Genomic DNA, 15,810 nt, shown 5'->3' on the forward strand with positions numbered 1-15,810 from the left:
AGTTTTTAGTTTATAGTTTAATAGCACATATATTAAAATTCCGAAACTGAAAACTCGAAATTTTTTTTATGCGAAACACATTTTTATTTTTTTGCCTAATTGCATATTCTTGTTTGCATTCACAAATAAGCCGACCTGATATTAATGTTTACAATAAAATTGCTGAAAATCAAAAAAAATCATTTCATAAATCAATAAAACAAAATCGTTCAAATGCAGGTGCTAACTATGATTTGAAATATCATCGTCTTGAATTTACTATAAATCCGGATACTAATTTTATTGCAGGAACTGTAACCTCTTATTTCAAAACCACAAAGTCAAATGTTAGTCAGATTAGTTTTGATTTGACACAAAACATGATTGTTGATTCCGTTATTTTTCATGGAGGGAAAGTGAATTTTAGTTTAACTTCAAATGATGAATTGGTAATTGATTTGGCAACAACATTAACTTTAAATTATTTCGATTCAATAAGTATTATTTATCATGGCAATCCTAATTCTGCTGATTCACATTCGTTTGTGAAGAGCGAACACAATGGAACACCAATAATATGGACACTTTCCGAGCCATTCGGTGCAAAAGATTGGTGGCCATGCAAGCAGGGACTTACCGATAAAATTGATTCAACAGATATTTTTATTACGATTCCCGAAGCATATAAAGCAGCTTCAAACGGATTGCTTGTCGGAGTTACAAATCAGGGATTGAGCAAAATTTATCACTGGAAGCATCGCTATCCTATCGCAACTTATCTTATCGGCATTGCAGTTACAAACTATGCTGTTTATTCCGATTATGTTAAAGAAGGAGCAGATTCAATACAAATACTGAACTATGTTTACCCCGAAGATTCATTAACAGCGAGGAATTCGACAAAAGATTTATTGCCCGCATTTAATTTTTACGACAGCTTGTTCGGAATGTATCCTTTTGTTAGGGAAAGGTACGGACATGCGCAATTTGGTGCAGGAGGCGGAATGGAACATCAGACGATGACATTTATTGATGGTTTCTCTTATGAAATAATGATTCATGAACTTTCGCATCAATGGTTTGGCGATAAAGTTACATGTGGTAGCTGGCATGATATATGGCTTAATGAAAGTTTTGCTTCTTATATTACAGGGTTAACCTACGAAAGATTCAGTGATTATTATTGGATGGTGTGGAAGAAAAGCAGAATTCAGGAAGTTATGAGTCAGCCCGATGGTTCAGTTTATGTTGCCGATACAACTTCTGTAGATAGAATATTTGATTCGAGATTGACTTATCATAAAGGTTCATTATTGCTTCACATGTTGAGATGGACAGTAGGCGATTCATGCTTTTTCGCTGCACTGCGAAATTATATTAATGATACTGTACTTTCATATAAATTTTCAATGACTGATAATTTTATAAATCATGTTCAAAATTCTTGCGGAAAGAATTTAGATTACTTTTTTGATGAATGGCTTTATAAGGAAGGGTATCCAACATATAATATTGTTTGCACAAAAGAAAGTGGAAATAATATTAAGGTTAAAATTTCACAAACACAATCCCATCCTTCCGTTAGTTTTTTTGAAATGCCTATGCCTATTAGGTTTAAAAATAATATTAAAGATACAATTATGGTTTTCAATAATACTTTTTCGGGACAGGAATTTACTGCAAATATTGGCTTTGTTGCCGATTCGGCTTTGTATGACCCCGAAAGATGGATTCTTTCGGCTAATGATACAATAGAACTTGTTGATAATATTATAGAAAAACAAATTACGGAAATTATTTTAGCACCCAATCCGGCTGCTAATTATATTGAATTAACTGTTAACCAAAATCAGCATATTGATAAATTTGAATTATTTGATATTTCGGGAAGAAAAATTATTTCTTATTCTGAATTTCCATATTGTCAAATTAAATACAGAATAGATATTACAGATGTTCCTGCGGGTTTTTATTTTTGCAGACTTTTTATCAACGATAATCCAATGGTGAAAAAAATTGAAATAATAAAATAAAACCACACAAAAAATAGAGATTCCATCTTTTCAAAAGATAGAATCTCTATCAAGAAAACTTAGTGTTCAATTATTTTGCTTCAATAAGTTCGATATCAAAAACCAAAGTAGAGCCGGCAGGAATAGGACCCATTTCTTTGTCACCATAACCTAAATCGGAAGGAACAATAAGTCGTGCTTTTGTTCCTACATTTAATAACGCTATTCCTTCATCCCATCCTTTTATTACACCACCTGTTCCCAAAGTAAAAGTGAAAGGTTGATTTCTTTCCACTGATGAATCGAACTTTTTACCATTTGTAAAATAACCGCTATAATGAACTTTCACTTTACTGCCATTTACGGGCTTTGCACCTTTGCCGTTTTCTATTATTATATATTTCAAACCACTTGCAGTTTTAATAGTATCTTTTCCTTTAGTATCAAAAGGAATAAGAGCAGCTTTTTTTTCAAGATTCAACAATTCAATGTCAAAAAACAAATCAGCGTTCTTTTGTGTATTCATATTTGGATTATTGGCGAATAATTTTTGTGAAGAAATTATAAATCGTGTTTTTGAGCCAACGTTCAGTTGTTTTACGGCTTCTTCCAGAATAGGATTAACCTGACCTGAACCAAGAGTGAATTTCACGGGTTCTCCTTTTTCTACCGATGAATCAAATATTGTTGTATCATTTAAAAATCCGGTATAATGTATTGTTGCAATCAATCCAGTATCGGCTTTTTGGCCTGTTCCTAGTTTTGAAGTAATATATTTTGTTCCGCTTGGTAAAGTAATGGTATCCTTACCTTTCGTATCAAAGGGAACAATTTTTGCAATCACTTTCACGAGTTTAATAGTGAAATTTAATGTTGAGTTAGGAGGAATTTTTCCTGTAGGTTTGTCCTCATAACCTAATTTCGGTGGTATTATCAGCATTGCGCTATCGCCTTCATGAAGGAGAGCAATGCCTTCTTCCCATCCCTTAATTGTTTGCCCGAATCCGAGCTTGTATGTTAAAGGTTCGCTTCTGCTGTATGAGCTATCAAAAATACTGTCGTTTAAGAGTTTTCCAACATAATGAATTTTTACAACATCACCTTTTTTTGGCTGAATTCCATTTCCTTTTTTAATTACTGAATATTGGAGTCCGGATGGAGTTGTTACAACTTTTTTCTTTAACATACACGATTGGCTAACCAGAAATACTGCGATAACCAAACACAAAAGAATATTTCTCATTTACTTTTTATTATTTAATTATTAATAATAATTTAAAATCATGCCAAAAATAAACTTTTTTTCATTCATTTTTAGTTTTGTTAAAGAAACTTTATGATTTTTTAATAGACATTATATAAATTAATTTGTTACTGAACAAGATTATTTATTTTAACATATTTTTACCAGACATTAGTGATTTTTAAGATGTATTAAGTGCATACCCTAGAAAATTTTATTTAAGAAAAATTCAATTAATTTAATATTAAAAAGCTTTTACTTATATTTGAAAATTCTTAATGAGCTTTATTATGGAAAATAAAGGAATTTTCAGGCACAGCAAACTAAAGACATTTTTCAAAAAAGGTTTTCTTGGAAAACTTTCCAGATTAATTTTTTTTAAAAATGAAGATTATATTCATTTCAGATTTATCAATTGTCTTTCCAATAATATTTCTAAAATTCAAAAGAGTAACGGCAATTATAATAAAGTAATTATTTTATACTGGTTAGTGCAATTACCGAGAGAATTGTTTGAAGAGCTATTTATTGAAGGAGAAAGTAAAAGCGAAATCATGAATTTTACGCTTAAAAATGCTGAAAACCTGAAATCCGAAAAATGTGCATACATAACGCAGGCATACATTCTATGGAATTATGAAAATATTCTGAGAAGCGATAATGTTTTCGGTTCCGCAATGCAACGCAATACTATTGTGGCTTTTGAGGAAATAGTTAAATCAAACATTGAATCGTCAGATGAAATAATTGACTATCTGAATTTTTTCAGACATGTTTTTGATGCTAAGGATAACGGTGACGAACCTGTAAATCCGAAAGACAGAATTCTGATTTACATTTTTGAGATTTGCAAAATTATTTATAAAGATAAAAATAAAATTCAGGAAGCTTTAAACAAACTCGACCAGAACATACGCCAAAAGCTGATATTGAGTTTTTTTGATGTTGCATTTTTTTCGGAAGCAAAAAAGACAGCATTAAATCTGGCATTTGGCAGGGGCATAAAACAAAACTGATAAAATAAATGGCTGAACAAAATGAAATAAAAAAAGCAATAAATGAAATTGCCGAAACGGGAAAATTATTGTGGCAAAAGGGATGGGCTGAGAGAAATGCTGGTAATATTTCTGTTCGCATGGAAAAACATTTTTATGAAAGCGAAGAAAATAATATAAAAACGCACAAAAGGTTTTATAAACTTGGCAATAAATTCGCAAATCTTTCCGGCAAAATATTTCTTGTAACTGCTACCGGAGGCAGAATGCGTGATATCGAAAAAAATCCGAACGAAAATATACTGACAATTAAAATTTCAGATAAAGGCGATGGTTATTGTATTTTATCCGATACCAATAACAAAATTCTTCCAACATCCGAATTAATCGTTCATCTTTTAATTCATCAGGAATTATTAAAAAATAAGTCCTCTGAAATAAAAGCGATAATTCATACTCATCCTACCGAATTGATTGCTCTTACACATGTAAAAAAATATGCTGATGAAAGAAATTTAAACAAGCTCATAAAATCCATTCATCCTGAAAATACAATGTTTGTTAAAGAAGGTGTTGGATTTATTCCTTTTCTTTTGCCCGGCAGTTATGATATTGCCGAAGCTACAGTAGAGTCGTTGCAAAAACACAAATTGGCTGTTTGGGAAAAACACGGTTGTTTTGCAGTTGGGAAAAGTATTTCATCCGCATTTGATATTATTGATATGATTAATAAATCGGCAAAAATATTTTTTCTTTGCAAGGCAGCACGAATTGAATTACAGGGATTATCTGAAAAACAAATACAAAAACTTTAGATTTTTTTATTTTCGGTTTTTTGAATTTAATAATATCGAAATTCCTATTGTACTGTATAATCCGCTCCAATCAACTTTAACGCGATTGCCATCGGTATTGTTTGTGAGGAATGCACCGGAACCTGTTATGCTTTGTGAGTCGGCGTGGATTTCGTTAATTTGCGATTTTCTGTATCCGAAGCGAAAATTTATTCCGCATTTTTTAATTAAAAAATAATTAATGCCTGTTGAAATTTGCCAACCCATTTCATAAGTGTGGGCTTCATTGTAACTTATGCCTGCATGATAAATTGAGCCGTTCATAAAACCAATATTTATTGCAGGACTAATAATCAGGAGAAGCTTGTTTTTTCTGTCAAGCCGTCGGTAATAATTTATTGTTATATCAAAAAGATAAGCACCAAAAATAATTTCGCTTCGACCTGTATTGTTGGTATTTAATCCATATATCGCATTTTTTGATGTTTTTGAAAATTGAATTTCGGTGCCAAGGTAATTTTTATTTAATGAATCAATAGCTCCTTTTGTTCCTATGTTGAAATAATAAAAAAAAGTTTTGGTTTTGAGTGATGCAGAATTGTCAGATGTTATGTATTTCCAGAATTGATTAGGATTGCCTATATTGTAATTATTAAATAAACTTAAACCGGTGCCTGCATAGAAAACGGGTGTATTGAAAATTTTAATATGTCCGTATTTATTAAATGATGTTTTGTTGTACTCTTCAATGTTATTAACTGTTTCGGTTTCGTACCATTGAGTTGTGAAAAAAACTTCCTTTGCACCGTTTGAAAAAAAAATCATTGATATTTCACTGAAAGGAATTTTATAAACAAAATTATTTTGTTTGTTTTCCGAATCGTTGTATCTAACATATATGGAATCTTCACCTATAATATTTGCATTTATTTTATCGCCGTTTTTTTTTATAATTATATCCTGTGCTCGTGCAAATGAAATTAATGAAAATGCAACGATTATTACAAAGCCGATGGTATATTTTGTTTTAATGGTGATGTTTTTTGTTTATATTCGAAATTTGCAATTCAATTTTAAAATAAGAATCACTTCGGGTATTTTCCAAAAAGTTTTAAAAAGAAACGATGAATTTTGTGTGGTGTTACCAAAGGTTCTGCATACATCATAAAACAGTGCTTTGTGATGATGTTGATATTGTTTTCTTTTGCTGATTTAATTGCTGCTTCGCTTTCAGTTCCCTGCTGCAACCATAGATTTTTAATGTTTTTTGAAATAGCATCTTTGACTATAATTTCGGTTACCGAAGGATTGGTGATAATTATTGCAGCTTCGATTTTTTGGGGAATTGATTTTAAGTCAGGAAAGCATTCCTGTCCGTTGAACGTCTTCATACTCGGATTTACAGGGTATAAAATATATCCTTTTTTTAAAAGGTCGTTAAATAACTGGTTGCTGAATTTGTTTTTATTGTTAGAAACACCAACAATAGCAAGAGTTTTATGCTTCAGGAATTCATTAATTGAATATAGAGATGTTTTTTCCATTCTTTAAAGTTATTTTAATATTTTACAAATTATTTTTTCTATTTTCTTTTGTAAATCTTCAATAGAACCATTGTTTGTTAAAACGAAATCAGCCATTTCAATACACTTTGAAATGTTTTGTTTTGTAGTATCGTCGTTTTGCATTTCTCTTTTTTCGTTTGCAAGAAAAGTTTCAAAAGTAATATTGTCTGTTTCAGATTTGCGGTTAGTTATTCGCTTATAACGCAATTCAGGTTTGGCATCAATTGCTATCAGATGAAAATTCTCTTTTGTTTTCAATACTGTTACTTCACCTATAGCTCTTATGCTTTCTATTATGCAGTTTTCCGATGTTTTTGTTGCTTCTTTATAAAGTTCTTCAATTATGTAGCTTGGCGAATGTTTTGAACGAAGTTCATTTGCAACAGAAGTCATGCTATCTCTATTTATCCGTAGTTCTCTTTTTTTTATTTCTTCTATGAGGAAATTACGGACTGAAAAATGCTTGAAATTTTTATTTTTTACAAGATAATCAACAATAGTACCCTTTCCTGCACCTAAAGTTCCTGTTATTCCTATGATTATCATTTTTTTAATTATTTATTTAGTAAAAAATGGTATTGGCATATTCTAATTGTAAAAGTAATAATTTTGATTTAATAAGTAAAAAAGGTTGTAATAAAAAACAAATATGTTAGGAATAGATTTTTTTTGAAAACAATTCCTTTAACAGTTGTTATAAACGGGAAGTTGTTTTTTTGTTTTTGAAATAAGAATAGCACTAATCATAATAATTTATCGTTCTCACACTAATTTCATCAGGAATATTATTTTTAAGATAAGTGAGTTTAATCCAGTTCTTTTTTTCATCAAATACATACTCGTAAGTATATTTTACATATAAAGAGCCATCAGGTCTGTAGGTGCTTTCTTCAATTTTCATATCGTCATCATCGTATGTTGCCTTATAAATAAAAATGAGTTTTCCTTTTCCATCATAAATGTGTCTCTCAATTTCATTGTCGTAGTCATCATACTTATAATAAAACTTATCAGTCATTATTTTATTAACTTCATCATAAATACATTGCTCAATTAGGTTTCCGAGAGTATCATATTTGTTGGCATATCTTGTTTCAGGGAGATTGTCATAATACCATACTTCTTTAATCAGATTGTTTTTTTCATCAAATTCGTATTTTCTTTTCGATGTAATTATGCCATGAGGCAAGCTTCTTCTCATTTCTATAAGAACATTGTTTGTGTCGTATAAAAAGGTATCTTGGTAATTTATTGTACCACTAATATTAAAAGTCGTATTTGATATTCTATACCCTTTTTCATTAAATTTAAGCAAGTAATTGTCATCAGGATTTTTACTGATGTTTCCTTGACCTATTTCCCCTAAAACTTGATTTGCCTTAAATGTCTGAAACCTTATATCTTTTACTTTTCCCAACAATTTGCTTTTTTTCAAATCATTTTTTTTTGGATTATCAATGTTTTGAAAGCACAAAAAAATTGAAGCTAATAATATTATTGCCAGATGTTTATTTTGCATAAATAAATAAAATATAAAAAATTATGTCAACAAAGTTATTAATAATAAATTAATTGAGGACAATTTTTTTTAACAACTTTTCAAATAATGAAATTATTGGTACTTTTGATAAAAAAACTTATAAATGAATATAAACGGAAAACATTATTGTACTATTTGGACAGGAAATAATAATACCATTCATGCTATTGACCAGCGTTATTTACCATTTAAATTTGTTGTTGCCGATATTAAAACTGCTGATGATGTTTATAATGCAATAAAAGAAATGTTGGTGCGTGGTGCACCTCTTATTGGAGTTGCTGCTGCTTATGGAATGTATTTGGCTGTAATTGAATTTTCGGGACAAGAAAATTTTGAAGAAAATATAAAAAGAGCTGCTGCGAAACTCAAATCATCACGTCCTACTGCGATAAATCTTGCTTTTGCAGTTGATAAAATGCTTGATGAAATAATGAAATCAAAAGGAAATGAAATTGAAGCGGCATTAAAAAAAGCAAAAGAAATTGAAGGATTTGAAATTGAATCATGTAAAAAAATTGGAGAACATGGTTTTAAATTAATTGAGAAAATCAGCAAAAGAAAAAATGGTGAAGTAGTGAATATTTTAACACACTGTAATGCCGGTTGGCTTGCTTGCATTGACTACGGCACTGCCACTTCTCCTATTTATGCGGCTTTTGATAAGGGAATTAAAGTTCACGTATGGGTTGATGAAACCCGTCCGCGTAATCAGGGTGCAAGATTAACGGCATTTGAACTCGAACAGCATGGTGTTCCTCATACGGTGATAGCAGATAATACAGGTGGACATCTTATGCAGAATGGTTTGGTTGACATTGTTATTGTCGGAAGCGACAGGACAACAATAAATGGCGATGTTGCCAATAAAATAGGAACTTATTTAAAAGCACTTGCCGCAAAGGATAATAATATCCCTTTCTATGTGGCGTTACCTTCTTCGACTATTGATTTTTCAATTTCCGATGGATTGAAACAAATTCCTATTGAAGAAAGAAGTGAAGAAGAAGTTAAATATATGGAAGGTTTGTTGAACGGTAAAATCGAAAAAGTGCTTTTGACAACCGAAACAAGCAAATGCCGTAATTACGCATTTGATGTCACTCCTGCAAAGTATGTAACAGGACTTATAACAGAAAAGGGAATATGCGAACCAAATAAAGAAAGTATATCGAAATTATATAATGACATCTCTAAATAAAAACTGAAATTTATTTTCAGTGTATCCAGTAATTTGGATAACATTTTGTGTTTTCTTGCCGCCAGATTGGAAGGCGAACAACACATCCGTCAGGTGTTTTCAGTGAACTGTCGTAAACAGCTATTGCGGGATTAAAAATCAAATAGGTAACACCTATTGTATAAGTTTCTTTGTCGGCTTCTTTTAAGGTTTTCACTTCAAATTTATTGAACTCAAGTAAATCTTTCAGGAATTTCATTCTTTCTTCTGTAACACCTGTTTCAACTATTGTGCAGCGAACACCTTCAATTTCACCGATTATATGTTTTCCTTTTGTGAGTAATGCCATTTTTTTAAGATTAAACTATAATGTTAAAGTAAATATGTTATTTATAAAGTTGGGTATTGAAAAATAAAAGCTATGAGCCACGAGCTGTGAGTTTAAAAATGAGAGTTTATTTTTCATTTTAGATTAAGTCGTAGTATTATCAATTTTATTTTATTCTTAAACTCGAAACTCATGGCTCGAAGTTCGCGGCTTCTTAATTAATTCCAAAACTCAAGAAATTCAATTGCTCAAAAATTCCGCTTGCAAAGCCCACAACCACAATACCTATAATGCAAATAAGCAAGCCAATTCTTGTCATCCAATCACTTTTAAAATATTGAAGCGGATTTTCACTTTTATTCAAGAACATTGCTTTTACTACAAGTAAATAATAATACAGTGATATTATTGCATTTACAACAGCTATTAAAACTAATATATAAAAACCTTGTTGTGCTGCTGCCATAAATAAAAAGAATTTTCCGAAGAATCCTGCAACAGGCGGTATTCCTGCAAGAGAAAATAATGCGAGCATCATTGTCAAACTCAATTTTGGATTTGTTAAATACAAACCGTTGTAATCATCAATGTTTTCTTTTCCCGTAACATTTGAAATTGCAGCAACGACACCAAAAGCACCGAGATTAGAAAAAATGTAAATTAAAATATAATAAACTACGGATGACATTCCTAACTGATTTCCCCCTATAACACCAAGAAGTATGAACCCTGCCTGCGAGATAGACGAGAAAGCAAGAAACCTTTTCAGGTTTTGCTGCCGTATTGCAAATAAATTACCTATGGTCATTGTTAAAACAGCTGTTACATAAATTACTTCCTGCCATAAAAAAACAATTGAACGGAATACAGTAAATAAAATAATGGTGAAAATAAAAACTGCTGCACCTTTTGATATTACCGATAAATATGATGTGATGTTAATTGGTGCACCTTCGTAAACATCGGCTGTCCACAAATGGAAAGGAACAATGGAAATTTTAAATGCCATTCCTGCAAAGAAAAATATGAACGACAGAGCGAGTATTGCATTTTTTACAATCATTGGAGCAACTTCATCAAAATATATTGAGCCGGTTGCACCATATAACATTGAAATTCCGTATAACATGATACCTGATGATAGGGCAGAAGATAGTATGAGTTTTACTCCTGCTTCAGCAGATTTGTTCTTGTAAATTTCATAAGCGGCAAGTGCAGCTATTGGAATAGTTGCAAGTTCAAGTCCGAGATAAAACATTAAAAAATCGCCTGATGAAATCATAAAGTTCATTCCGATTAAAGTTGAAATAAGTAAAACAAAATATTCACTTATTTTATTTTTATTTTCATCAAGTTTTAACCAACTGTATGATTGAATAAAAATAATTAGTACACCGATATTTAAAATATTTTTTACTGTTACTCGTAATAAATCCGTATTGTACATTCCGCCGAAAAGCTTGCCCTCAGGCACGGGAAAGAATCCTACAATGGTTATAATTGAAAATAAAATAACAGATAAACTTTTTATTCCTTTTTTGTTTTCACCTGTAAATATTTCTGCAAGTAAAATAATTGCTGTAAAAACCACGAGCAGCAATTCGTGACGCATCAGTAAAAAGTCCTGTAAGTTCATACTTATTATATAAAAAAGTTAATTGTTAATAGTTAATTGTTAATCGTAAATAGAAATCATATTTTTTTTCACAACTTCACAATTTTTTTTTAAAATCCCAAATCGTAAATTCTTAATCCTAAATTTATTTTTATAACATTCCTGCAAGTTTATTCAATATGGGCATCAAGCTATCTCCAATCATATCCGACAGCCATAATGGTGCCAAACCTATTGCTGCTACAGGAATTATAAGTGCTATTGTTGATACTCTTTCAAACCATTTTGCATCGCCAAGGTGTTCGTAATGCTTATTTGTTATTGGACCAAGTAAAAGAATTCCTATTACTCTTAATATGTAAACCGCCGTAATCACTATTGATGAGCAAGCCAGAATTGTTACTACACGATGAAAAGTATCAGCATGTTGGAACGAACCCACAAATATTGTCATTTCGGCAACAAATCCGCTAAGCCCGGGTAATCCTAAAGAAGCGAGGCCTCCGATAACATAGCAAACTGCAAGAAACGGCATGACTTTCATCAAGCCGCCCATTTCATTGATATATCGGGTGTGTGTTCTTCCATAAATCATTCCTATTAATGCGAAGAAAAGTGCTGTCATCAAGCCGTGAGATATCATTTGCAATATTGCACCATCCATTGCCGTTTTATTCATCATCAGCAAAGCAAATAAAACAAGTCCGCAATGGCTAACCGATGAGTATGCGTTGATGTATTTCAAATCCTTCTGGACTATTGCTCCAAAAGCCCCGTAAACAACACTAATAGCAGTTAATATAATGAAAATCCATGCGAGTTCATGAGCGGCATAAGGCATTAAATACATTGCAACCCTGAAACAACCATAGCCACCAAGCTTCATTAATACTCCTGCGTGAAGCATTGACACTGCTGTTGGTGCAGATGCATGACCATCGGGCGACCATGTATGCAAAGGAAACATTGCACCCAAAACACCGAATCCGACAAATGTAAGCGGGAAAAAGAAAAGTTGTTTGTCGTGCGGCATATTATTTTTAGCAATTTCAAGCATATTAAAAGTTAATTTACTTATATCGGGATTTGAATAAAAATATATTCCAAGTATGCCGACAAGTAAAAATGCAGAGCCGCCCATTAACATTAGTGTAAGTTTCATTGCGGAATATTCTCTCGGACCGCTTCCCCAGATGCCGATTAACAGATACATTGGAATAACTGCTACTTCATAAAATAAAAACATTGTAAACAAATCGAGGGAAATAAAAAATCCGAAAACACCGCCTGACAATAATATCAGAGAAATAAAAAATTCTCTTGACAGAAATTCAACTTGCCATGATGCGAAAATACCTGCAACTACAACTATTGCGGTTAAGCCAATCATAGCGACAGAAATTCCGTCAACACCTATTGCATAATGAATATTCAAAGCAGGAAACCACATGTAATCTTGAACAAATACCATTATATCTTTTACTCCTGATTTTCTTAATGCAAGATATCGAATAATCAGGTTTGCAGCCATAAGCAACTGAATTCCCATGCCGATAGCAGCAGCAACTCTTGCCTGCTTGTTATTTTTCGTGAATAATATTGCAAAAATTGTGAGTACCGGTACTACTACGAATAATGTTAAAATATCTAATTTCATCTTTTTAAATATTTAAAAAGTAAATATGTAAACAAAAACTATAACCAATAATATCACACCCGAAATAAAAGCATAGCCATATTGTTGCAATTGACCTGACTGAAATTCTCTTATTTCGAATGATGCGAGATTTGTGAGCCATGCAAATAAATTCATTGTGCCATCAACAATGTGCCTGTCGAACCATGCAATAGGTACGGAAATGAATCTGAAAATAATTTTCTTTGTTACGAATAAATATAATTCATCAAAATAAAATTTATTGTAAGCCCATCTGTAAAAGAATTTGAACGATGCAGAAACTTTATCGGGAAGAGAGCTTTCTTTTTTATAAAGTACGTAAGCAATTACAATTCCTATTAATCCAACAAGAATTGAAAGTGATGCAACAGGCATCCATTCAATTTCGGTTTCAAATGGTTTTAAATCGGAAGAAATAAATTGTGAGAAAGGAATATATCCTGCGAATATTGAAGCAGCAGCAAGAAACATCAACGGAATTGTCATTACCAAAGGTGATTCATGGGGCGTATGGTGGTAGTGTGGTTCTTTGTTCCAGAATACACGAAAATATAATCTGAACATGTAAAATGCAGTTAAGCCGGCAACAAATAATTGAGTCCAGAATATAATCGGATTGTGATGATAAGCAGCAGTTAAAATTTCATCTTTACTGAAAAATGCCGATAATCCAGGAATTCCTGCAATCGTTAAACATGCAATTAAAAAAGTTATGTGAGTTATTGGCAAATATTTTCTTAATCCGCCCATCTCATTCATCACGTTGCTGTGAACGGCGTGAATAATGGCTCCTGCACCGAGGAACAATAATGCTTTAAACATTGCATGAGTGAACAAGTGAAACATTGAAGCCATATAACCAAGTCCTTCGTGCCCGCCATAACCCGAAACGCCCAATCCAACCATCATGTAACCAATTTGCGACATTGTAGAGTATGCAAGAACGCGCTTTATGTCGAATTGTGTACATGCAATAATTGCTGCAAACAAAGATGAAAATGCACCAACATAAGCGACTACTAAAAGCCCATCGGGTGCAGAGATTGCGTATATCGGGAATAATCTTGCAACGAGATAAACACCGGCAACAACCATAGTAGCGGCATGAATTAATGCAGAAACGGGAGTTGGACCTTCCATTGCATCAGGCAGCCAGATGTGCAACGGGAACATTGCCGATTTTCCGGCACCTCCCATGAATACAAAAATCAGCGACCATGTCATAACAGACAAACCAAGAAATGCTGCTCCGCTTCCTTGAGCAATTGCAGCACCATGCGGATTTGTGAGTTCAATGAAATCAAATGTTTTTGTATTGAAAGAAAGAATTAGTATTCCGATTAAAAAACCTAAATCTGCAAAGCGTGTAACAATAAATGCTTTTTTGCCGGCAGAAACAGCAGTCGGTCTTTCATAATAAAAGCTAATTAGCAGATATGAGGAAACACCTACTAATTCCCAGAAAATATACATCTGGAAAATATTTGTTGCTACTACCAAGCCGAGCATCGAAAAGCTGAATAGTGAAAGCTTGGCGAAAAATCTGTGAAAGCCCTTTTCGCCTTTCATGTATCCGTTACTGTAAATGTGAACCATTAATGACACGGTGGTTATAACAATAAGCATCATCACTGAAATAGGGTCGAGCAAAACGCCCAAATCAATATGTAAATACTCGGTTAAGTTAAGCCACCTGATATTGAAAGCAGAAATTTTTTCATAAGCACCGTTTACTTTGCCTACAACAAAGAAATACTGATATGCTGTGATGTATGATAATACCGCAGAAACAAATAATCCGGTTGTTCCGAGTATTCCCGAAATTGCAGGTTTATATTTATGCCCTGTTAAGCCAATAAAAACAAACATTAAGAGCGGCACTAAGGCAATCCAGATTGTGTATGTGAAATTGTATTCCATCTTTTTGTTATTTAGCTGTGAGTTTCGAGCTGCGAACTTCGAGTACCAGTAATTATTACCTTAATTCTTATATTAATTTTAATTAAAATTTATTTTCTCGTAGCTAAAAGCTCGTAGCTCATAGCTTTTTGTTTTCTTTCTCATAGCTCGTAACTCAAAGCTCGTAGCTTTTTTTAATATTTCATTTCATCAACATCTTCAACATTAATCGTTGTAAATCTTCTATAAATATTGATTATTATGGCAATGGCAACAGCCGACTCGGCGGCGGCAACTGCAATTACGAACAATGTAAAAAAATGACCATGCAAATTATTCGGATATAAATATTTGTTGAATGCAACAAAGTTTATGTTCACTGAATTTAAAATCAATTCAACTGACATTAATATTGTAATCAGATTTCTTCTTGTTAAAAATCCATACACACCAATAAAGAACATTATTGTAGCGAGGATTATGAAATATTGTAATGGGATTCCGGTGTTTAACATAAGTTTTAAATTTAAGCTACGAGCCGCGAGCTTTGAGCTACGAGTTTCGAGCATTTTTAATATTAATTCATTTTGCTATCTTATTTTTTTAATAAAACTCATTGTCATTTTTTGTTCTTCGTCTATCAAGTAAAAAATTGGTTCTAAAGATTCTGGATTAATTAATTTTATTTCTTTAATAATAATCAATTGTGTTTCTATTTCAAATAAAGAACCAAGTGCTATTTTCAAAAAATATGCATATTCTTTATTGCTTGTTCTGCTGCTTCCTTCTGCAATATTTGACGGGACAGAAACTGCTGCTCTGGTTATCTGGCTTATTAATCCATATTTTTCATCTTTTGGTAAATCTTTAGCTAAATCACTAACGTCCTAACGTTTTTTTATTAAAGTTCTTTGAAATATTGGCAGATAATAGTTTCAGTTGTTTTGAATTGCTAAACGATTTGAATAGAATTCCATTTTCT

General features: G+C 32.1%; 14 protein-coding genes. 4 read left to right on the forward strand and 10 right to left on the reverse strand.

The genetic code is table 11. From position 1 onward, the window contains the following. Positions 1-68: 68 nt before the first annotated feature. Positions 69-2,012 carry a M1 family aminopeptidase gene (locus tag WC223_05565; GenBank protein MFA6923705.1) on the forward strand — a complete coding sequence of 648 codons (1,944 nt, stop codon included), beginning with the start codon at positions 69-71 and terminating at the stop codon, positions 2,010-2,012. Positions 2,013-2,082: 70 nt separating this feature from the next. Here WC223_05565 and WC223_05570 read toward each other — a convergent pair whose 3' ends face one another. Beyond that, a complete protein-coding gene (locus WC223_05570) occupies positions 2,083-3,234 on the reverse strand; it encodes an FKBP-type peptidyl-prolyl cis-trans isomerase (GenBank protein ID MFA6923706.1) in 1,152 nt (383 codons plus the stop codon). Between the two features lie 290 nt (positions 3,235-3,524). On the opposite strand from WC223_05570, the gene WC223_05575 reads away from it, so the two are divergent. Both WC223_05575 and rhaD read left to right on the forward strand, forming a co-directional pair. Next, positions 3,525-4,250 carry a hypothetical protein gene (locus WC223_05575; GenBank protein ID MFA6923707.1) on the forward strand — a complete coding sequence of 242 codons (726 nt, stop codon included), beginning with the start codon at positions 3,525-3,527 and terminating at the stop codon, positions 4,248-4,250. 8 nt (positions 4,251-4,258) lie between these two features. Next, positions 4,259-5,044, forward strand: coding sequence for a rhamnulose-1-phosphate aldolase (gene rhaD / locus WC223_05580; GenBank protein ID MFA6923708.1), 786 nt, complete (start codon positions 4,259-4,261; stop codon positions 5,042-5,044). 6 nt (positions 5,045-5,050) lie between these two features. Here rhaD and WC223_05585 read toward each other — a convergent pair whose 3' ends face one another. The 4 genes from WC223_05585 to WC223_05600 form a co-directional block, all read right to left on the reverse strand. After that, entirely contained in the window at positions 5,051-5,848 is a 798-nt protein-coding gene (locus WC223_05585; protein ID MFA6923709.1) for a hypothetical protein, read from the reverse strand. A gap of 260 nt (positions 5,849-6,108) precedes the next feature. Further along, the gene (locus tag WC223_05590) at positions 6,109-6,567 is read right to left on the reverse strand and encodes a CoA-binding protein (GenBank protein ID MFA6923710.1); all 459 of its coding nucleotides are present in this window, start codon (positions 6,565-6,567) and stop codon (positions 6,109-6,111) included. A gap of 9 nt (positions 6,568-6,576) precedes the next feature. Then, positions 6,577-7,134 carry an AAA family ATPase gene (locus WC223_05595; protein ID MFA6923711.1) on the reverse strand — a complete coding sequence of 186 codons (558 nt, stop codon included), beginning with the start codon at positions 7,132-7,134 and terminating at the stop codon, positions 6,577-6,579. Between the two features lie 193 nt (positions 7,135-7,327). After that, positions 7,328-8,023, reverse strand: coding sequence for a hypothetical protein (locus WC223_05600; protein MFA6923712.1), 696 nt, complete (start codon positions 8,021-8,023; stop codon positions 7,328-7,330). 208 nt (positions 8,024-8,231) lie between these two features. Between WC223_05600 and mtnA the strand changes: the two genes are divergently transcribed. Then, complete coding sequence (mtnA, locus tag WC223_05605; GenBank protein MFA6923713.1) at positions 8,232-9,329, forward strand: S-methyl-5-thioribose-1-phosphate isomerase; 1,098 nt, start codon at positions 8,232-8,234, stop codon at positions 9,327-9,329. Positions 9,330-9,345: 16 nt separating this feature from the next. Here the strand turns inward: mtnA and WC223_05610 are convergent, their stop codons facing one another. The 5 genes from WC223_05610 to nuoK all read right to left on the reverse strand — a co-directional run bounded on the left by WC223_05610 (position 9,346) and on the right by nuoK (position 15,343). Beyond that, positions 9,346-9,657 (reverse strand): hypothetical protein, encoded by a 312-nt coding sequence (locus WC223_05610; protein MFA6923714.1) that lies wholly within the window; start codon positions 9,655-9,657, stop codon positions 9,346-9,348. 193 nt (positions 9,658-9,850) lie between these two features. Next, positions 9,851-11,272 (reverse strand): NADH-quinone oxidoreductase subunit N, encoded by a 1,422-nt coding sequence (locus tag WC223_05615; GenBank protein MFA6923715.1) that lies wholly within the window; start codon positions 11,270-11,272, stop codon positions 9,851-9,853. A gap of 130 nt (positions 11,273-11,402) precedes the next feature. After that, a complete protein-coding gene (locus WC223_05620; protein ID MFA6923716.1) occupies positions 11,403-12,908 on the reverse strand; it encodes an NADH-quinone oxidoreductase subunit M in 1,506 nt (501 codons plus the stop codon). A gap of 12 nt (positions 12,909-12,920) precedes the next feature. Continuing rightward, positions 12,921-14,849, reverse strand: coding sequence for an NADH-quinone oxidoreductase subunit L (gene nuoL / locus WC223_05625; protein MFA6923717.1), 1,929 nt, complete (start codon positions 14,847-14,849; stop codon positions 12,921-12,923). A 173-nt stretch (positions 14,850-15,022) separates the two neighbouring features. Further along, positions 15,023-15,343, reverse strand: a complete 321-nt coding sequence (gene nuoK / locus WC223_05630; GenBank protein ID MFA6923718.1) for an NADH-quinone oxidoreductase subunit NuoK — start codon at positions 15,341-15,343, stop codon at positions 15,023-15,025. Between the last annotated feature and the right edge of the window lie 467 nt (positions 15,344-15,810).

The organism is Bacteroidales bacterium, assembly GCA_041671145.1.
GTDB lineage: Bacteria > Bacteroidota > Bacteroidia > Bacteroidales > JAHJDW01 > JAQUPB01.

Excerpts from the sequence above, each read along its gene's own strand:
- WC223_05565 (MFA6923705.1), top strand. The coding sequence starts at position 69 with ATGCGAAACACATTTTTATTTTTTTGCCTAATTGCATATTCTTGTTTG.
- WC223_05570 (MFA6923706.1), bottom strand. The coding sequence starts at position 3,234 with ATGAGAAATATTCTTTTGTGTTTGGTTATCGCAGTATTTCTGGTTAGC.
- WC223_05575 (MFA6923707.1), top strand. The coding sequence starts at position 3,525 with ATGGAAAATAAAGGAATTTTCAGGCACAGCAAACTAAAGACATTTTTC.
- rhaD (MFA6923708.1), top strand. The coding sequence starts at position 4,259 with ATGGCTGAACAAAATGAAATAAAAAAAGCAATAAATGAAATTGCCGAA.
- WC223_05585 (MFA6923709.1), bottom strand. The coding sequence starts at position 5,848 with ATGATTTTTTTTTCAAACGGTGCAAAGGAAGTTTTTTTCACAACTCAA.
- WC223_05590 (MFA6923710.1), bottom strand. The coding sequence starts at position 6,567 with ATGGAAAAAACATCTCTATATTCAATTAATGAATTCCTGAAGCATAAA.
- WC223_05595 (MFA6923711.1), bottom strand. The coding sequence starts at position 7,134 with ATGATAATCATAGGAATAACAGGAACTTTAGGTGCAGGAAAGGGTACT.
- mtnA (MFA6923713.1), top strand. The coding sequence starts at position 8,232 with ATGAATATAAACGGAAAACATTATTGTACTATTTGGACAGGAAATAAT.
- WC223_05610 (MFA6923714.1), bottom strand. The coding sequence starts at position 9,657 with ATGGCATTACTCACAAAAGGAAAACATATAATCGGTGAAATTGAAGGT.
- WC223_05615 (MFA6923715.1), bottom strand. The coding sequence starts at position 11,272 with ATGAACTTACAGGACTTTTTACTGATGCGTCACGAATTGCTGCTCGTG.
- WC223_05620 (MFA6923716.1), bottom strand. The coding sequence starts at position 12,908 with ATGAAATTAGATATTTTAACATTATTCGTAGTAGTACCGGTACTCACA.
- nuoL (MFA6923717.1), bottom strand. The coding sequence starts at position 14,849 with ATGGAATACAATTTCACATACACAATCTGGATTGCCTTAGTGCCGCTC.
- nuoK (MFA6923718.1), bottom strand. The coding sequence starts at position 15,343 with ATGTTAAACACCGGAATCCCATTACAATATTTCATAATCCTCGCTACA.